Genomic DNA, 17,930 nt, shown 5'->3' with positions numbered 1-17,930 from the left:
CGGCCCTACTCCGCCACGCGGCGCACGACCGGGCCGACCTTCATCAGATCGGCCAAGGGAATATGGCAGGCGATCCGGTGCCCCGACGCCGTCGTCTGCTCGGGCGGCGGCGTGTCATCGCAAATCGCACCCACCTTGCGGGGACAGCGCGTGGCGAAGGGGCAGCCGGCCGGCAGATCGGTCGGTGACGGAATGCTGCCTTCGAGAATCACGCGGGTCTGCTTGATATCCGGATCGGGCACGGGCACCGCCGAAAGCAGCGCCTCGGTATAGGGATGATAGGGCGGCGAGAACACGTCCTCGACACTGCCGAACTCGACGATCTTGCCGAGATACATGACCGCGACCTGGTCGGCCAGATAGCGCACCACCGAGAGGTCATGCGAGATGAAGACCAGGGTCGCGTCGCGCGTCTTCTGGATCTCGATCAGCAGGTTGATGATGGCGGCTTGCACCGAGACGTCGAGCGCAGACACCGGTTCATCGGCCACCATCAAATCGGGGTCGCCCGCCAGCGCCCGGGCGATGGCGACGCGTTGCTTCTGGCCACCCGAAAGCTGCCGCGGCTTTCGCTGCACGAAGTCGGCCGGCAGCTTGACGATCTCCATGAGGCGGCGGGCCTCGCCGCGCATCTCGCTGCCGGCGAGCCGCTTCAATCGGCGCAAGGAGCGCTCGATCGCATAGCCGATCGAATGGCTCGGATTGAGCGTGCTGTCGGGATTCTGGAATACCATCTGCAGCGAGCGCTTGACGTCGATCGACCGGCTCTCGACCGGTTTGTCCGCCAGCTCCACCCCGGCCACGCGCACCCGGCCCCCCGTCGCACGCTCCAGGCCTGTGAGGACCTTCGCCAGGGTGGATTTGCCGCAGCCGGATTCGCCGACGATGGCCAGCGTCGTGCCCTTGGGCGCGGACATCGACACATCGTTCAGCGCCTTGACGTCATAGCCGCCGCTCTTGTCGAACAGGCCGCCCGACTGCCGATAGGTCTTCTTCAGGCCCGCGATCTGCAGCATCTCGGCCGGCGCCTTGACGGCGGCGGACGTCTGGGCCTGGGCCACCGGCCGGCGATAGGGCGGAAGCTCCGCCTCGCGCACGCATTGCACGCGGTGGCCGGGCTCGCCTGTCACTTCGAGGGTTGGAATGCGGGCGGTGGTGCAGCGGCCGGGCTCGGCATAGGAGCAGCGGGGCGCGAAGACGCAACCCTTGGGCCGGTTGAGCGCCGGCGGCACCTGGCCCGGGATCGGCAAGAGGGGCGCCGAGCGCTTGTCGGAGCCCAGCACCGGGATGCAATCCAGGAGCCCCCGCGTATAGGGATGGCGCGGGTTGCGGAACACGGCGCCGATGGCCCCTTCCTCGGCGAGCTCGCCCGCATACATGACGCCGATACGGTCGCAGATCCGCACCACCGTGCCCAGATTATGGCTGATGAAGACGATGGCGGAGTTGTGCTTGGCGCGCAACCGCGCCACCAGATCGAGCACCGCCGCCTCGACCGTCACATCGAGGCCCGTGGTCGGCTCATCCATGACCAGCAGCGAGGGCTCCGACATCAGCGCCATGGCGATGACCACGCGCTGCTGCTGGCCGCCGGAAAGCTGATGCGGGTAGCGCTCGAACACCGATTGCGGGTCGGGAAGATTGACCTCGCCCAACATGGCCAGGGCCCGGGCCTTGGCCTCCCCCTCACCGGCGTTCTGATGGATCATCGGGACTTCCATGAGCTGGCGCCCGACCGGCATCACCGGATTGAGGCTGCTCATCGGATCCTGATAGACCATCGCCATCTTGCTGCCGCGGATCGAGCGCAGCTCCGCATCGCTCATGCGGCCCATATCGCGGCCCTCGAAGAGGATCTTGCCGCGCGTGAGCCGGCCGGCACCGCCCAGATAGCGCATGATCGCGAAGGCGATGGTGGATTTGCCGCAGCCGGACTCGCCGACCAGCCCCAGCGCCTCGCCCTGCTCCAGCCGAAAGCTGATGTCCGGCACGACATTGATCTCGCCGGCGCGCGTGAAATAGGAGATCGACGCGTTCTGCAGCTCCAGGACCGGCGGGCGGGGTTGGGTCATGACCGCTCTCTCCTCAATCCCGCAACCCGATTTCACGGATGCCGTCGGAGAGCATGTTGAATCCCACCACCAGCGAGGAGATCGCCAGGCAGGGGATGATCGCCATATGGGGATAGGTCGACATCCAGACATAGGTCTCGCGGACCATGCCGCCCCAGTCCGGATCGGGTGGCGGCAGGCCGAGGCCGAGGAAGCCCAGCACGCCGATGGCGATGGTGGTGTAGCCCATCCGCAGGCAGGCATCGACGATCAGGGGGCCGCGCGCATTGGGCAGGATCTCGACCAGCATGATGTACCAGGCGCCCTCGCCGCGCATCTTGGCCGCCGCCACATAATCGCGCTCGCGCAGCTCGAGGGTCAGACCACGGACGATGCGGGTGATCTGGGGTGCGGCCGTGAAAGTGACCGCGATGATGATGTTGAAGGCCGAGGGACCGAAATTCGCGATGATGATCATGTAGAGGATGATCACCGGGAAGGAGAGGATGATGTCGGAGAGGCGGCTCACCAGCCCGTCGACCCAGCCGCGGTAATAGCCCGCCAGCAGCCCCATCACGCAGCCGACGAGATAGGCGCTGGCGACGGCGATCGGCGCCACCGTCAGGACCGTCCGGGAGCCCCAGATCACGCGCGAAAGGATGTCGCGCGCCTGGTTGTCGGTGCCGAGCCAATGGGCTGCCGAAGGCAGCCATTTGCCTTGCGCGGCAAAGTCGTTGGCGTTGGGCGGATAGGGTGCCAGCCAGGGCGCGAACAGCGCCATGAGGACCCAGAACCCCACCAGCGCGGCGCCGATCATGCCGACCGGCGATTCCCGCAGGAGCCCGATGCGCCGCACCCAGACCGGCAGCCCGGAGCCGGCCTTTCGCGTTCGCGTCTCGTTGACCCGTGCGACCATGGCCTGCCTCAGTTGAACCGGATGCGCGGGTTGAGGAGCATATAGCCGAAATCGCCGACGATCTGCGTCACGACCGCGACCAGCACGGAGAACAAGGCCCCCGCCTCGATCACGGCGATGTCCTGCGACAGGGCCGCCTCGAGCATCATCCGGCCGAAGCCGGGATAGGCGAAGACCGCCTCGACCACCACCACGCCGGTCACGAGATAATTGATCTGCAGCAGAATGACCGTGAAAGGCGCGATCATGGCGTTGCGCAAGGCATGTTTCATGATCACGTCGCGGAACTTCATGCCCTTGAGCACGGCGGTGCGGATATAGGGCCGCGTCATCACCTCGATCATCGAGGCGCGCACCATGCGCACGACATAGCCCAGATCGTAGAACACCATCACCGCCACGGGCAGCACGAGCTGGGAGGCGATCGACCAGCCGCCACCCCGATCGAGAGTCGAGGTGCCGGGGAGGATTCCGATCCAGATCGCGAAGATCGAGGTCAGGAACACGCCCGACGCGAATTCCGGCACCGAGGTGGTGACGATGCTGAAGAGCGAGATCGAGCGGTCGAGGCGCGAGCTCTCGCGCATGCCCGCCGTCACCCCCAGCAGGATCGAGGCGGGCACGATGACGGCGAAGGCGATGCCGGCGAGGATCAGGGTATGGGCCAGCCGGTTCCAGATGATGTTGTTGACCTCGGTCTTATAGACCGTCGAATAGCCGAGATTGCCGGTGAGGATCTGGCCGACCCACTCGAAATAACGGACGAAGACGGGTCGGTTCAGGCCCATCTGCTCGGTCAGCAGCTCGACCTGATGCTGGGTGGCGAACGGCCCGAGCACCTTGCGGGCCACATCGCCGGGTGTGAACTCGCTGATCATGTAGATGGCGAAGGACACCACCAGCATGGTCAACACCAGATAACCCAGGCGTTTTGCAAAAAAGGCGACCACCCTCGGCGTACCTCTCCCGTTGCCGAAGCGTCACGCTGGAAGATCGGGGAGAATGCGGGGTGGCATGACCACCACCCCGCTCCCTGTCGGCCGCCTCAGGCCGTCAACGACCACTCCTCGGCGAAGAGGTAGTAGGTCGGATGGATCTGGAAGCCCTTCACCCGCTTGTCGAAGCCGGTGAAGACCGCGCGCCAGAGCGGCTGAACGATCGGGCCGTCTTCCTGCATGATCTTTTCCAGATCCGCCATCACCTTGCGGCGTTCCTCGACATCGAGGATGCCTTCGGCCTTGGTCAGGGTCGCGTCGAAGTCCGGATTGGCATAGAAGGATTCGTTCCACGGAACGTTCGTGCGATAGGCCAGCCCCAGCACCATCACGCCCAGAGGACGATGCGTCCAGGTGGTGAAGGCGAAGGGCGCCGTTTCCTTGTTCCAGATCTCCCAGTACTGCGCTGACGGCAGCACATTGATCTTCACATTGACGCCGATTTGCCGCCACATCTCGGCCATCGCCTGAACCGCCTGGGGTTCCCAGTCCGGATCCTTCTTGCAGAAGATCTCGGTCTCGAAGCCCGTCGGCTTGCCGGCGTCCGCCAGCAGTTTCTTCGCGCCCTCGATATCCTGCTTCATGAACTCGAGCTTGGCGTATTCCGGATGGATCGGGCAGACATGGTGATGTTCACCAGCCGAACCCAACCCGAGATGGGCTACTTGCAGCACCTTCTCGGTATCGATCGCCATCCGCATGGCCTTGCGGACCTTCGGGTCCTTCCAGGTGTCATGGATCGGCTGCATGCGCGCCACGGCGGTCTGGCCGGTCGAGACCGTATAAAGATTGATATGGTCCATCTTCTGCAGCGCCGCATATTGCGAGGTCGACGCTTCATAGAGGCCGTGGATCTGCTTGGAGGCGAGCGCGCTCACCGAGGCCGCCGGATCGTCGCCCAGATCGATGAACTCGATGCTCTCGACGGCGGCCTTGTTGCCCCAATAGCTATCGCGGCGCTTCATCACCGCCTTCTTGCCGACCTCGAGCTCCGTGCAGTTATAGGCGCCGGTGCCGATCGAGTTCACGCCCCATTTGCCGTTCTCGCTGGGATGCAGGATCAGCGCCGGATAGTGGAACAGATGCTCGGGAACGGCGAGCTGCGCTTCCTTGCAGTTCAGGCGGATGGTGTAATCGTCGACCTTCTCGATTGCATTGTCTTCCCAGAGCTTGGTGCCCATCTTGGCATTGCCGGCGTCGTCCTTCTGGCCGGTATCGTAATCGACCAGCATGTAGCCCTTCATCAGGCCGACCACCGACGACCCCACGCTTTCATCGAGCCAGCGCTTGAGGTTCCAGATGACATCGTCGGCCTTGAGCTCATCGCCGTTCGACCACTTGACCCCCTTCTTCAGGATCAGGGTCCAGGTCTTGAGATCGGCGGAGGCTTCCCATTTCTCCAGGAGCCAGGGCCGGGTGACATTGTCGTAGCCGGTGCGGGTCAGATAGTCGTTGCTCTGACGCACGACGTTGGAGTCATAAACCCAGGAGAATGTCGCCGGATTGTCGAGCGCCGGGACGCGCATGCCGACGCGGACGACGTTCTCGGCCGGTGCCGTCGCGGTCTGGGTGGTTGTGGTCGTCGCGGCCGTGGTGCTCTCGCTCGAGGCCTGCTGTTCCTTCTTCTCGTCGCAGCCGGCGAGCCCATAGGCCGCGGTCGCCGACAGGCCCAGCAGGGTCGAGGTGCGCAGGAATTCGCGCCGGTCGACCTTCCCCTTCCGCAGTTGCGTCAGCAAGGTCGGCAGATAGGGATGAATCCTCTTAAGCTCGTCGGACATGGTCGTCTCCCTCCCCGAGAATGGCGTGCACCACCATAACGCCGACGTTCAACCCCTGCTTTGCAAGGACGCGTCGGAACTCATTATTTGCAAGTAAGCAAACCATCCTTCCCGGGCCATGTCCAAAGGAATTCACTCATAAGCCCAGGTTAAACAACCAACCAGGGACCCTGGCCAATCCCTACCCTTCTCCGCCGGAAATCGACCCGACCGGCCGGCACCCCGTTATGAGAAAAATACCGTTCCTGGCTGCCACGATCCGGCTTTGCTAGCGTCCATCCTCGACTCCTCACATCGCCCTTCACGATCGGCTCCCCTTCATGAACAAAGACGACGTCGAGATTCTCGAACGCCAGCCCGCTTATCGTGGCTATGCCCGGATCGATCGCTATCGCCTCCGCCATCGCCTGCATAATGGGGGATGGAGCGGCCCGATCGACCGTGAGGTCTATGACCGCGGCCATGTGACCGGCGTGCTGCCCTATGATCCGGACCGGGATTGCGTGGTGATGATCGAGCAGTTCCGTGTCGGCGCCTATCTCGCCGGCATGGAGCCCTGGCAGACCGAAACGGTCGCCGGGATCATCGACAAAGGGGAATCGCCCGAGCAGGTCGCGCGCCGCGAGGCCAAGGAGGAGGCCGATCTCGAGATCCGGGATCTCGTGCCGATGTTGCGCTATGCGGTCAGTCCCGGCGCCATCACCGAGACTGTCGCCCTGTTCGCGGGCCGCGTCGACAGCAGCCGGGCCGGTGGCGTCCATGGCCTGCCCGCGGAAGGCGAAGACATCAAGGTGCTGGTCGTTCCGGTCTCCGAGCTTGCCGGCATGATCGAGGATGGGCGGATCGGCAATGGCCTGACGATCATCGCGGTCCAGTGGCTGCTCTTGTACCGCGATAAACTGCGCGCAAGCTGGAAGACGACAGCCTGAGTTGATTCCAGCGGCCCGGCCGCCCCGTGCTATCGGTCGTCGCGCTCTGTCCGCAAGCGGCCGATCATACCCCGCACGGGGTAGTTGCTGGCCCTCACCCTTGGGCCAATAATCGCTGGCTAATTCTGCCGGAGATCAGGCCGGCGATCGGCGCATTGCGCGCCCGGGAGCCGTATCGCTCCCGCATAACAATCCTGGCAAGGGAGACTGCATCATGGAGCGCCTCAAGCTTTTCGACCGGATTGCCCAAGGCAAGGCCTCGCGGCGCGACATCACCAAGGCTTTGGGCCTTGCGGGCCTGGCGGCGGTCACCTCGCCGCTGCTGCCGCGCACCGCGCGTGCCGGCGACGAGCTCACCTACTTCACCTGGAACGGCTACAACATCCCGGAATTCCACCCCGGCTATATCGAGAAGCATGGCAGCTCGCCCAACATGGTCGTGTTCGGCGAGGATGAAGAGGCGCTGACCAAGGCGCGCGCCGGCTTCCGCGCCGATCTCGCCCATCCCTGCAAGGTCACGCTCGGCCGCTGGCGCGATGCCGGCCTGATCGAGCCCTTCGACATGTCGCGCGTCGCCGCCTGGGGCGATATTTGGGACGAGCTCAAGAATGCCGATGGCGTCACCACGGATGCCGGAAGCAAGTACGGGGCCGGCACCTGGTACATCCCCTGGGAATGGGGCAACGCCTCGGTCGTCTACCGGACCGACATCGCCACCGAGTACAAGGACAATCCCAGCTGGGAAATCCTGTTCGACGAGAAATACAAGGGGCGCCTTGCCCAGTATGACTCGGTCGACGGTGCGGTGCTGGTCGCGGGCCTGGTCGCCCACGCCAAAGACCCGTTCAACATGACCGACGATGAGTTCAGCAAGGCCAAGGCGCTGATCACCAAGCAGCGCGATCTGCTGCGCTTCTGGTGGACCGACCAGACCACCGTCGAGCAGGGCATCACCTCGGGCGAGCTGGTCGCTGCCTATTGCTGGAACGACGCCGTGGTCCGGCTCAAGAAGGCCGGCGTGCCGGTCGAATATATGAAGCCGAAGGAAGGCATCTTCACCTGGTTCTGCGGCCTGGTGAAATGCAAGAACGGTCCGGGCGACGTGAATGCGGCCTATGATCTCGTCAACGCCATGCTGGAGCCGCGCGTCGGCAAATATCTGATCGAGAATTTCGGCTATGGCCACTCGAACAAGAAGAGCTTCGAGCTGGTCGACGAAGCGACGCTCGAGGGCCTCGGCATCCGCCAGCCCGAGGATCTTTTCAAGACCGGCATCTTCTTCGCCGAGATGAACAACGACGTCCGCCAGAAATACATCGCCATGTTCGAACAGGTGAAAGCCGGCGGGTGATTTTGACAACTCTCCGATCTCAAGGACCATCCCTTCCCCCGGGCGGGCTTCGCCCGCGATTCTGCGAGAACCTTGCCGGCGAAGCCGGCGGGCGGGGGAAGGTTAGGAAGGGGGTGCCAAAGACCCCCTGCATAATGCAACGGCACCCCTCCCCCGACCCCCTCCCGCAAAGGGAGGGGGCGAGAATCTTCTTCGAGATCCGGCCCTTCAGATATTCCTTCGCCCCAGCCGGCTTGATCCCGCCCCATAGGGTTGGCTAGTCTCGCCGGAGCGCGCCGGCCGGACCGGTGCGAATCCTCAAACAACCCTTTGATTTTCATGGATATTCGACGCGACTTCATCGATGCGGTCGGCAATACGCCGATGATCCGCCTGCGCAAGGCTTCCGCCCTCACCGGCTGCGAAATCCTGGGTAAGGCTGAGTTCCTCAATCCAGGCGGGTCGGTGAAGGATCGCGCGGCGCTGGCGATCGTGCAGGACGCGGTCGGCCGCGGCCAGTTGCGCCCGGGCGGCGTCATCGTCGAAGGCACCGCCGGCAACACCGGCATCGGGCTGGCGCTGGTCGGCAATGCGCTGGGCTATCGCACCGTCATCGTGATCCCCGACACGCAGTCCCAGGAAAAGAAGGACATGCTGCGGCTCGCCGGCGCCGATCTGCGCGAGGTTCCCGCCGTCCCCTACAAGAACCCCGAGAACTATGTCCATGTCTCGGGCCGGCTGGCGAAGGAGATGGCGGCCTCGGAGCCCAATGGCGCCATCTGGGCCAATCAGTTCGACAACACCGCCAACCGCCTGGGCCATTACCGCACCACCGGCCCTGAGATCTGGCGCCAGACCGACGGCAAGGTGGACGGCTTCATCTGCGCGGTCGGCACCGGCGGCACGCTTGCGGGCGTCGCCATGGCGCTGAAAGAGCGCAATCCCAAGATCCAGATCGGCCTCGCCGACCCGCTGGGTGCCGCGCTCTATCACTACTACAAGCATGGCGAGCTCAAGGCCGAAGGCAGCTCGATCACCGAAGGCATCGGCCAGGGCCGCATCACCGAGAATCTGAAGGACATCAAGATCGATGCGCCCTATCAGATTCCGGACAGCGAAGCGTTGCCGATCGTGTTCGAGCTGCTGAAGGAAGAAGGTCTCTGCCTCGGCGGATCGAGCGGCATCAATGTCGCCGGTGCCATCCGCCTCGCCAAGGAGATGGGCCCAGGCCACACTATCGTCACCGTGCTGGCCGATTACGGCACACGCTATCTCAGCAAGCTGTTCAATCCGGACTTCCTGCGCTCCAAGAACCTGCCGACTCCCGATTGGCTCATCTGAGGATCCGCCGATGACCGAGCTCGTCTTCCGTGACGACGCTTATATCCGCAGCTGCAAGGCGCGGGTGCTGGCCGCCGACGCCAATGGCGTGCTGCTGGACCGCACCGTGTTTTATCCGATGGGTGGCGGCCAGCCCGGCGACACCGGTTACCTCCGGCTTGCCGACGGCAGCGAGATCGCGATCGTCGATGCGGTCAAAGGAGCGGCTCCCGACGAGGTCCTTCACAAGCTGGCTCCCGGCAGCGCACTCCCCGAGGTCGGCAGCGAGATCGAGGCCGTGATCGACTGGGATCGCCGCCACCGCCTCATGCGCATGCATAGCTGCCTCCATCTGCTCTGCGCGGTGGTGATCGGCGACGTGACCGGCGGCTCGGTCGGCGACGGCAAGGGACGGCTCGATTTCAACCTGCCCGAGGCGCCGGACCGCGCCGCGATCGAGACCGCCCTCAACAAGCTGATCGCCGAGGACCACGCCGTCCGGCCGCGCTGGATCACCGACGAGGAGCTCGCGGCCAAGCCGGAACTGGTCCGCACCATGTCGGTCAAGCCGCCCAGCGGCCATGGCAAGGTGCGGTTGCTTGAAATTGTAGGCATCGATCTGCAGCCCTGCGGCGGCACCCACATCGCGCGTACCGGTGAGATCGGGCCCATCGTCGTCGGCAAGATCGAGAACAAGGGCAAGCAGAACCGTCGCATCAATCTGGCCTTTGCGGGTACGGATGCGGCATGAGCACCCCCGCCAACAACGCTTACGTCAATCCGAACAGCCTGGTCAGCACCGCCTGGCTCGCGGAGCGCCTGACCTCGCCCGACATCCGCGTGGTCGACGCCACCTATTACCTGCCGGTTCAGGGCAAGAATGCGCGTGCCGAATATGAGGCGCGGCATATCCCCGGCGCGGTCTTCTTCGACATCGACGAGATCGCCGACACCTCGGTGCCGCTGCCTCATATGCTGCCCTCGCCCGAGAAGTTCTCCTCGCGCATGCGCAAGCTGGGGCTGGGCGACGGCAACAAGATCGTGGTCTATGACGCGCACGGCATGATGAGTGCGGCCCGCGTCTGGTGGACCTTCCGCGCCTTCGGTCATCGCGATGTCGCGATCCTGGATGGCGGGCTGCCGAAATGGATCGCCGAGGGCCGGCCCGTCGACGACGTCCTGCCCCATCCGCGCGAACGGCATCTGACCGCGCGCTTCAACAATTTCCTGGTCCGCGACAAGGAGCAGGTCCGCGCCAACATCGCCAGCAAGCGCGAGCAGCTGGTCGACGCACGCAGCGCCGCGCGCTTCCAGGGCGCGGAGCCGGAACCCTGGCCCGGCCGCCGCTCGGGCCATGTTCCCGGCAGCTTCAACGTCCCCTATACCGACCTGCTCAATCCTGCGAACAAGACCTTCCTGCCGGCCGAGCGGATCCGTGCTCGGTTCCAGCAGGCCGGCGTCGATCTCGACAAGCCGGTCATCTGCAGCTGCGGCTCCGGCGTCACGGCCTGCGTGCTGGCCTTCGCGCTGCATCTGGTCGGGGACGAGAATGTCGCGGTCTATGACGGCTCCTGGAGCGAATGGGGCCTGCCGGGCGATACCCCCATCGAGCCTTAAAAAAATGATTCCCTCTCCCGCTTCCCTTCTGTCATCGCCGGACTTGATCCGGCGATCCAGGGGACCGGGGATGCGCTGAACGCCGACGCCTTGCACGAGGCAAAGACTAGATCGCCGAATCAAGTCCGGCGATGACAAAATAAGGAGGGGCGCGTCAACACCATGCATATCCGCGTCTATCGCGACGAGGACTTCGGCGCCGTCGTCGCCCTCTGGAAAGATTGCGGGCTCGATCACGCGCCCAACGATCCGGCCCTCGACATCCCGATCCTGCGCGCCAGCAAGCATGGCGAGCTGTTCCTCGCCTTCGAGGACGCGTTGCTGCTGGGCTCGATCATGATCGGCCATGACGGGCATCGCGCCTGGATCTATCGCCTGGCGGTGCGCCCGGACCGCCGCCATCAGCGGATCGGGCGCGCGCTGGTCAATCATGCCGAGGGCTGGGCCGCGATGCGGGGTCTGCGCAAGATCCAGCTGATGATCCGCGAGACCAACCCCGATGTGCAGAGTTTCTACGAGAAGCTGGGCTATGAGATCACCCCGCGCACGGTGATGGCACGCTGGCTCGGACCCGAGGACCGCGAGAAAGCCGGCAAGATCGAGGTCGTCGTCAATCTGCTCGAGATGACCCAGCGCCCGGCGCGCCAGCCCGTGCCGACGCTCGAAGGCAAGATCGCGATCTTGCGCGCCGAGAAGATGCCGGTGCGCTTCTTCCGCTATCTCTATGCCGGCGTCGGCGATCCCTGGTTCTGGTATTACCGCCGCTATCTCAGCGACGCGGAGATCGCCGGAATCATCCATGATCCGCGCATCGAGATCTATGTGCTCTATATCGACGGCAGCCCGGCGGGCTATGTCGAGATCGACCGCCGCCATGAGAGCGAGGTCACGATCAACCATCTCGGGCTGATGGCCGAGCATATCGGCAAGGGGCTCGGTCCCTATCTGCTGATCTTCGCCATCGACGCCGCCTGGCAGAGCGATCCGACACGCGTCTTGATCGAGACCTGCACCCTCGATCATCCGAGCGCGCTGCCGCTCTATCAGAAGGCGGGCTTCCATCCGATCGGGCAGCGGACCGAGTTCATCGACGATCCGCGCATGAGCGGCCATGTGCCTTCCCATCTGGAACCGCGCCTGCCATGAGCGCGGGCCAGTTCGTCCGCCTCGCCGAGACCGGCCGGACGCAATTGGTCTATGAGCTCGACGGCGAGCCGGCGACGGCGCTTGCCGGCGACACGGTGATGACGGCGATCCTGACGCGGCGCGGCCATATCCGGCAGTCGGAGTTCGGCGACGGTCCGCGGGCTGGTTTCTGCCTGATGGGCGCCTGCCAGGATTGCTGGGTCACCCTGGGCGATAACCAGCGCGTGCGGGCCTGCTCCACATTGGTCAGCGCGGGGCTGGTGGTCCGGACCACACCCGCCCCTCTCGGGTAGCGCTCGTGACCGGGGGACGCATCGTTATCGTCGGCGCCGGCCCCGCCGGCACGCGTGCCGCCCTGACATTGGCGCGCTACGGGCTCAAGCCCGTCATCCTCGACGAGGGCCCGCGCCAGGGCGGACAGATCTATCGCCGTCCGCCGCCGCAGGGCGAGTTCCGCCGCAAGGCCAGCGCGCTCTATGGCTTCGAGGCGGCGAAGGCCCAACGGCTTCATCGCGATTTCGACGCGAGCCGGACGGCCTTCGAGCATCGCCCGGAAACCCTGGTCTGGGAGATCGAACCCGGCCGTCTTCATGGCTATCGCTATGCCGATCGGCATCGCTTCACCCTGGATTGGGAATCGCTCATCCTGGCGACCGGCGCCACCGACCGCATCGTTCCCGTTCCCGGCTGGACCAAGACCGGCGTCTTCAGCCTCGGCGGCGCCCAGGTCGCGCTCAAATATCAGGGCTGCGCCATCGGCCGGCGCACGGTCTTCCTCGGCAGCGGGCCCCTGCTCTATCTGGTGGCCTATCAATATGCCAAGGCCGGCGGCGAAGTGGCCGCGGTGCTGGACACGGCGCCCTGGGCTGCCAAGCGCCATGCGACACCGGCCCTCGCCCGCGCCCCCAGCCTTTTCGCCAAGGGGCTCTGGTATCTCGCTTGGCTCAAGGCCCGGCGTGTCCGGATCATCCACGACGTGCGGCCGATCGAGATCATGGGTCAGGATCGCATTTCCAGTATCGGCTTCGACACGCCCCAGGGCAGCGATTCCATCGGCTGCGATGCGCTGGCCCTGGGCTGGGGTCTGCGTTCCGAGATTCAATTGGCGGAGCTGGCGGGCTGCCGCCTCGCCTTCGATCCCCTCAACCGCCAATGGCTGCCGGAACGCGACCCGGACGGGCGCGCCGTCGGGCCGAAGCACATCTATCTCGCCGGCGATGGCGCCGGGATCGCCGGAGCCGATGCCGCCGAGGCCGCGGGCGAGTTGGCCGCGTTGGCCCTGCTGGCGGATCGCGGCACCGCCGTGGACCGCAACCGGCAGGCGCTCCTGCGCCGGCGCCTGGCCGGCTTCCGCGCCGCCCGCGCGGCGCTCGAGACCGCCTTCCCCTTCCCGCACACCCTCGCCGCCGCCCTGCCGAACAACGCCGTCCTCTGCCGCTGCGAGAACGTCACGGTCGGCGAGCTCCGCGCCACGGTCCGGATCGATGCCACCGAGCTCAACCGCGCCAAGGCCTATTGCCGTGTCGGCATGGGCCGTTGCCAGGGCCGCATTTGCGGACCGGCCGCGGCCGAGGTCCTCGCTGCGGCGCTCGGCAAGCCCGTCGAGGCGGTCGGACGCTTCCGAGCCCAGCCGCCGGTGAAGCCCCTGCCCCTCGAGCCGCTCGCGGAAGCGGAGCCGGTGCCATGACCGCCGCCCTTCAGGCCGACGCGATCGTTGTCGGCGGCGGCATCGTCGGCGGCGCGGCCGCGCTCTATCTGCGCAAGCGCGGGCTCCAGGTCATCCTGTTCGAGCGCGACCAGGTCGGCATGCGCGCCAGCGGCGTCAATTTCGGCGGCGTGCGCCAGCAGGGCCGAGACCTGCGCGAGATCCCGCTCTCGCATCTGGCGCGGCGCATCTGGGCCGATCTGCCCGAGCATGTCGGGATCGACGGCGAGCGCCTATTCAGCGGCCATCTGCGCCTCGCCCGCAGCGAGGCCGACATGGCGGTCTTGGAGCGCTATCGCGCGGATGCGGGCGCGCTGGGGCTCCCGCTCGAGCTCATGGGCCGCAACGCGCTGGTGGCTCGCTTTCCGTGGGCGGGCCCGCGCGTGGTCGGGGGCTCGCTCTGTGCCAGCGACGGCCATGCCAATCCGCGCCTGGTCGGGCCCGCCTTCGCGCTGGCGGCCCGCGCGGCCGGAGCCCGGGTCGAAGAGCAGACCGAGATCCGGACTGTCGATGCCTCAGGCAGCGGCTTCCGCGTCACCCTCGCCGATGGGCGCGGCGCCAGCGCCGGCATCCTGGTGAATGCCGCAGGCGCCTGGGCCGGGCAGCTGGCGGCGCAGCTGGGCGAGCCGGTCGCGGTGGCGCCGATGATCCCGCAGGTGCTCGTGACCGAGCCCGCGCCCTACGGCATTGTGCCGGTGCTGGGCGTCGTGGGCGGCGATCTCTATCTGCGCCAGATCCCGCGCGGCAACGTCATCTTCGGCTCGGCCGACCGTCCCGCGGGGGCCGACTTCCTGACCAGCCGCCCGACGGCGGCCATGAATATCGATGCCGCCCGCATCGCGCTCTCGATCATCCCCGGCTTGAAGCAGCTTGCCATCATTCGCAGCTGGACCGGCGTCGACGGCTATCTCGGCGACGGCTCGCCGATCATCGGGCCCAGCAGCCGTCATGCCGGCCTGTTCCACGCCTTCGGCTTCAGCGGCCACGGCTTCCAGCTCGGCCCCGCCGCCGGCTGGGTCGTCGCGGAATTGGCGACGGGGGCGGTGCCCAGCGCGCCGCTGACGGGGCTCGGGATCGAACGCTTCCTGGGGCCTGCGGCGTCGCCCTGAGCGCGTCGGCCGCCTTCAATGGCAGGTGGCGATTCCGGCACGCACCAATTGCGGCAGCAGGGTAGCGAACAGATTTTCCGCATGCTCCTTGGCAATGCGGCGCATCCCCTCTTCGGGCGTTTCCGTGGAACTGGCGGCCGCGCGCGGCCGAAGATTCCGCAAGACGAACTGCTCGCGGATCGCGTCTTCCAGCTTGTCCCGCGAGATCGGCTTGCCCTGCCCGGCATTGCCGAACACGCTGAGCGCGATGGCCTCGGCCGGCTCGATCGGGATCCCATTGCCCCAGACCTCGCTGGCAAGGTAGCGCCGCGTCTTCGTCTCCACCGCCGAGGCGAAGAGGGCCCGGTTGATGGGCGACAGGATATCGAACCGCACCGGATTGGCGGGCATCGGCGGCGGGACAAAGGGCTGCGCGGTCGGAACCGCGAGATTGCAGGCGGCCATGATATGGATCGTACGGTCGAGATCGCCGGTGAGCCTGGTCTCGGCGCGCATCCGGGCAACGATATCCTGCAGCGTGCTCGATCCTTGATTGACGATGCGGCAGATGGCGGGGAACGACTCCTTGTCGAAATTCAGTTCGCCGCGCGGCAGCTTGACGGTGATGTCGCTGTCCGACAGCATTCGCGTGGGCGCGAAGCTGATGCGCCGCAGATTCTGGATGGTTGCCGGGCCTGCGAGATGGGCATGGCCGCGCACGAAGATATCGCGGCGGAACCGTTGCGCCAGGAGGAAATCCTGCAGCAGTTGCCGCAACCGGTCGGTCGGCTGCTCGCGCAACAGCTTGGCGGCCGCCTCCGCCACCACCAGCTCCGTGTGATTTTCGACCAGCGTGGCGGCGCCGCAATAAGTGAGCTTCGCTTCCGCCATCGCATCGGCGATATCGGATGAATAGAAGCATTGCCAGGCGCCGTTGAGATATTCATGCACCAGATAGTTGGCGGGCTTGTCTTCCAGGGTCGTCAGATGCCGGACGGCCCCTTCGTTCTGCTGGTGATAGGCCGACTTCAGCTCGAGCAGGCCCTTGGTCTGGGCCAGTGATCGGGTCATGCGGTCCGCGACGGGACCCGACAGCTCCTGCGAGAACTCATAGAACAGCTTCTGATTGGGCGCCGATGCGGCCCAGCCCGGCATGGCGTTGTAGCTGACATAGGCCAGCCCGCCAGGCTTCAGGAAGCGCTTCACCAGCTTCCGGATCGAGCGCTGCACTTCCGGGGAAACCCAGGACAGGATCCCATGGATGGCGATGAAATCGCATTCCGGCAGGTCGCCATCCCCCAGCTCGTCGAACGCCTTTTCGAGAAAGGTCGCATTGCCGATGCCGGCGCTGCGCGCGACGATCCGGGCGTGGTCGATATGGGACGGGTTGAAATCCACCCCATAAAACTGCGCCTTGGGAAAGCAGGCCGCGAGCACGCTGGTGCTCTGGCCCAGACCGCAACCGAGCTCGAGATAATTGAAGGCGCCGTCGATCGGCCGAGGGTGGCAGCCATTGAGCGCCGCGACATAGTTCATCCAGGCCGGCGACAGCTCCCGGTAGAAGCCCTCGGTATAGAGCTGCTCGGTGACGTAGCCATGGCTCCAATCGTCAGGCTGCATGCGAGGGACCTTCCAAGGCGCTGGGGGATTTCGATCCTAAAGGAACTTTCCTAACTCCCGGTGAGGATGGTGCCAGAAGACGGCGGAACAGGGCAGGCACAATCAGCCGCGGCAGGCCCCCTCGCCCCAAAGCGAAGGGCGGGAAGACCTTTCGGCCTTCCCGCCCTTCTCCTACTGGCCCAGCAATGGGTCGCCGGATTCTCGTCTTGCAGTCTAGGAAGTGTGGACGTTGCTGCCGTCACCGCTCACCAGTACATAGCCGTCCTCACCGACCGTCGGAGTGATACCCGATGCGACGTGAACAAACATGGTATAGCCCGCCGGTACGCCCGTCGCACCTGTCGCCGCCACCCAGTGGTCGCCACCGCCGCTGTTGTTCAGATTGATTGTATCGCCAGCGTCGGCGTCGATCCGCAAGGCCTTCTGTGAACTATACCCCGCCCCACCCGGCGCAGCCACGCCCGTCGTGCTCATATCGACCAGGTCATTGATGTTCAGCGACAGGGTCTGGTTGCCCGAAGCGCCGGAGGTTGCGTTCTGGATTGAAATCGTTTCGATGCCTTTGAAGTGACCATTCAGACCGGCTGCGGTCAGATCGATCGAACTATCGAAGATGAGCACGTCACCGTGGTTGCCGTCCGTCAGCAGATTGTTGCTGACGTTGGTGCCCCCGTCGACGCTGTCGAGCGAGTCTCCGAAGATGACATCGTCACCGGTGCCGCCGTTCAGAGTATCGGCACCGGCACCGCCGATCAGGGTGTCGTTGCCGTCGCTGCCGGCCAGATTGTCGTTGCCGCTGCCGCCATCGAGGTAGTTAGCGGAGGCGTTGCCGGTAAAGTTGTCATTACCGGTGCCACCGATCAGACCTTCGATACCGAAGAGCCGGTCAAGCGAACCGCCTGACGCAGTCGCATTGCCACTGGCATCGAGTGTGACGGTGATGCCGGTCGTCTCGTTCGAGAAGTCGGCGATGTCGAACCCGTTGCCGCCATCCAGCGAGTCCGTGCCGGCCCCGCCCTGGAGGACGTCATTGCCGTTGTCGCCGGTGAGACTGTCGGTGCCATTGCCGCCGATCAGCAGGTCGTTGCCTTCGCCGCCATTGAGCGTGTCGTTGCCATTGTTGCCGACGAGCACGTCGTTGCCTTCGAAGCCCTGGATCCTTTCATTGTCGTCGTCGCCGACGATGATGTTGTCGAGGCCGTTACCAGAGATCGTTGTATTTTTGGTTGTAACGACATCGACCGTCGCCGTGTCGCTGAAGGTCGTCGACGTCCCGGTGTAGTCGAAGCTGCTGTTGTCGGTGTCGATGATGACGTTGCCACCCGTCAAGCTGGCACCGGCCCCGACCGCCGTGATCGAGATCACATCGCCATCGCGGTCGCTGTCATTCCAGAGCAGCCACTTGCTGTCGACGGCGAAAGTGCCCTGGCTGCCA

Annotated in this window: 15 protein-coding genes; 9 read left to right on the top strand and 6 right to left on the bottom strand. The window is 65.4% G+C overall.

The genetic code is table 11. From position 1 onward, the window contains the following. Positions 1-5: 5 nt before the first annotated feature. The 4 genes from ACREE8_RS05850 to ACREE8_RS05835 form a co-directional block, all read right to left on the bottom strand. Positions 6-2,072: a dipeptide ABC transporter ATP-binding protein gene (locus ACREE8_RS05850; RefSeq protein ID WP_431572045.1), complete on the bottom strand. Its 2,067-nt coding sequence runs from the start codon at positions 2,070-2,072 to the stop codon at positions 6-8. Between the two features lie 13 nt (positions 2,073-2,085). After that, positions 2,086-2,967, bottom strand: a complete 882-nt coding sequence (locus ACREE8_RS05845; RefSeq protein ID WP_431572044.1) for an ABC transporter permease — start codon at positions 2,965-2,967, stop codon at positions 2,086-2,088. Between the two features lie 8 nt (positions 2,968-2,975). Beyond that, positions 2,976-3,917 (bottom strand): ABC transporter permease, encoded by a 942-nt coding sequence (locus ACREE8_RS05840; protein ID WP_431572043.1) that lies wholly within the window; start codon positions 3,915-3,917, stop codon positions 2,976-2,978. Between the two features lie 95 nt (positions 3,918-4,012). Further along, positions 4,013-5,740, bottom strand: coding sequence for an ABC transporter substrate-binding protein (locus tag ACREE8_RS05835; protein WP_431572042.1), 1,728 nt, complete (start codon positions 5,738-5,740; stop codon positions 4,013-4,015). A gap of 320 nt (positions 5,741-6,060) precedes the next feature. Here ACREE8_RS05835 and ACREE8_RS05830 point away from each other — a divergent pair, with 320 nt between their 5' ends. The 9 genes from ACREE8_RS05830 to ACREE8_RS05790 all read left to right on the top strand — a co-directional run bounded on the left by ACREE8_RS05830 (position 6,061) and on the right by ACREE8_RS05790 (position 14,896). Then, positions 6,061-6,669 carry an NUDIX domain-containing protein gene (locus ACREE8_RS05830; protein WP_431572041.1) on the top strand — a complete coding sequence of 203 codons (609 nt, stop codon included), beginning with the start codon at positions 6,061-6,063 and terminating at the stop codon, positions 6,667-6,669. Positions 6,670-6,883: 214 nt separating this feature from the next. After that, positions 6,884-8,020 carry an ABC transporter substrate-binding protein gene (locus tag ACREE8_RS05825; protein WP_431572040.1) on the top strand — a complete coding sequence of 379 codons (1,137 nt, stop codon included), beginning with the start codon at positions 6,884-6,886 and terminating at the stop codon, positions 8,018-8,020. 318 nt (positions 8,021-8,338) lie between these two features. Then, positions 8,339-9,340 carry a cysteine synthase A gene (locus tag ACREE8_RS05820; protein ID WP_431572039.1) on the top strand — a complete coding sequence of 334 codons (1,002 nt, stop codon included), beginning with the start codon at positions 8,339-8,341 and terminating at the stop codon, positions 9,338-9,340. Positions 9,341-9,350: 10 nt separating this feature from the next. After that, the gene (locus tag ACREE8_RS05815) at positions 9,351-10,070 is read left to right on the top strand and encodes an alanyl-tRNA editing protein (protein ID WP_431572038.1); all 720 of its coding nucleotides are present in this window, start codon (positions 9,351-9,353) and stop codon (positions 10,068-10,070) included. Further along, entirely contained in the window at positions 10,067-10,936 is an 870-nt protein-coding gene (sseA, locus tag ACREE8_RS05810; RefSeq protein WP_431572037.1) for a 3-mercaptopyruvate sulfurtransferase, read from the top strand. The genes ACREE8_RS05815 and sseA overlap by 4 nt, the downstream gene beginning before the upstream one ends. Before the next feature lie 162 nt (positions 10,937-11,098). Further along, positions 11,099-12,082: a GNAT family acetyltransferase gene (locus ACREE8_RS05805; RefSeq protein ID WP_431572036.1), complete on the top strand. Its 984-nt coding sequence runs from the start codon at positions 11,099-11,101 to the stop codon at positions 12,080-12,082. Continuing rightward, complete coding sequence (locus ACREE8_RS05800) at positions 12,079-12,375, top strand: (2Fe-2S)-binding protein (RefSeq protein ID WP_431572035.1); 297 nt, start codon at positions 12,079-12,081, stop codon at positions 12,373-12,375. Before ACREE8_RS05805 ends, ACREE8_RS05800 begins: the two co-directional genes overlap by 4 nt. A gap of 5 nt (positions 12,376-12,380) precedes the next feature. After that, on the top strand, positions 12,381-13,769 hold the full coding sequence (locus ACREE8_RS05795) for an FAD-dependent oxidoreductase (protein ID WP_431572034.1): 1,389 nt from the start codon (positions 12,381-12,383) through the stop codon (positions 13,767-13,769). Then, positions 13,766-14,896 (top strand): NAD(P)/FAD-dependent oxidoreductase, encoded by a 1,131-nt coding sequence (locus tag ACREE8_RS05790; RefSeq protein ID WP_431572033.1) that lies wholly within the window; start codon positions 13,766-13,768, stop codon positions 14,894-14,896. The genes ACREE8_RS05795 and ACREE8_RS05790 overlap by 4 nt, the downstream gene beginning before the upstream one ends. A gap of 15 nt (positions 14,897-14,911) precedes the next feature. Here the strand turns inward: ACREE8_RS05790 and ACREE8_RS05785 are convergent, their stop codons facing one another. Both ACREE8_RS05785 and ACREE8_RS05780 read right to left on the bottom strand, forming a co-directional pair. Next, positions 14,912-16,495 (bottom strand): class I SAM-dependent methyltransferase, encoded by a 1,584-nt coding sequence (locus ACREE8_RS05785; RefSeq protein WP_431572032.1) that lies wholly within the window; start codon positions 16,493-16,495, stop codon positions 14,912-14,914. Positions 16,496-16,708: 213 nt separating this feature from the next. Continuing rightward, a partial coding sequence (locus tag ACREE8_RS05780) for a calcium-binding protein (protein WP_431572031.1) occupies positions 16,709-17,930 on the bottom strand: 1,222 nt, incomplete at its 5' end.

Origin of the sequence: Hypericibacter sp. (genome assembly GCF_050729195.1) — a bacterium.
Lineage (GTDB): Bacteria > Pseudomonadota > Alphaproteobacteria > Dongiales > Dongiaceae > Hypericibacter.
Note: the sequence above shows the minus strand (reverse complement) of the source record. Positions and strands in the feature narration are given on the sequence as shown.

What these genes read in the sequence shown, in the direction of transcription:
- ACREE8_RS05850 (WP_431572045.1), bottom strand. Translation starts at nt 2,072, where the DNA reads ATGACCCAACCCCGCCCGCCGGTCCTGGAGCTGCAGAACGCGTCGATC.
- ACREE8_RS05845 (WP_431572044.1), bottom strand. Translation starts at nt 2,967, where the DNA reads ATGGTCGCACGGGTCAACGAGACGCGAACGCGAAAGGCCGGCTCCGGG.
- ACREE8_RS05835 (WP_431572042.1), bottom strand. Translation starts at nt 5,740, where the DNA reads ATGTCCGACGAGCTTAAGAGGATTCATCCCTATCTGCCGACCTTGCTG.
- ACREE8_RS05830 (WP_431572041.1), top strand. Translation starts at nt 6,061, where the DNA reads ATGAACAAAGACGACGTCGAGATTCTCGAACGCCAGCCCGCTTATCGT.
- ACREE8_RS05825 (WP_431572040.1), top strand. Translation starts at nt 6,884, where the DNA reads ATGGAGCGCCTCAAGCTTTTCGACCGGATTGCCCAAGGCAAGGCCTCG.
- ACREE8_RS05820 (WP_431572039.1), top strand. Translation starts at nt 8,339, where the DNA reads ATGGATATTCGACGCGACTTCATCGATGCGGTCGGCAATACGCCGATG.
- ACREE8_RS05815 (WP_431572038.1), top strand. Translation starts at nt 9,351, where the DNA reads ATGACCGAGCTCGTCTTCCGTGACGACGCTTATATCCGCAGCTGCAAG.
- sseA (WP_431572037.1), top strand. Translation starts at nt 10,067, where the DNA reads ATGAGCACCCCCGCCAACAACGCTTACGTCAATCCGAACAGCCTGGTC.
- ACREE8_RS05805 (WP_431572036.1), top strand. Translation starts at nt 11,099, where the DNA reads ATGCATATCCGCGTCTATCGCGACGAGGACTTCGGCGCCGTCGTCGCC.
- ACREE8_RS05800 (WP_431572035.1), top strand. Translation starts at nt 12,079, where the DNA reads ATGAGCGCGGGCCAGTTCGTCCGCCTCGCCGAGACCGGCCGGACGCAA.
- ACREE8_RS05790 (WP_431572033.1), top strand. Translation starts at nt 13,766, where the DNA reads ATGACCGCCGCCCTTCAGGCCGACGCGATCGTTGTCGGCGGCGGCATC.
- ACREE8_RS05785 (WP_431572032.1), bottom strand. Translation starts at nt 16,495, where the DNA reads ATGCAGCCTGACGATTGGAGCCATGGCTACGTCACCGAGCAGCTCTAT.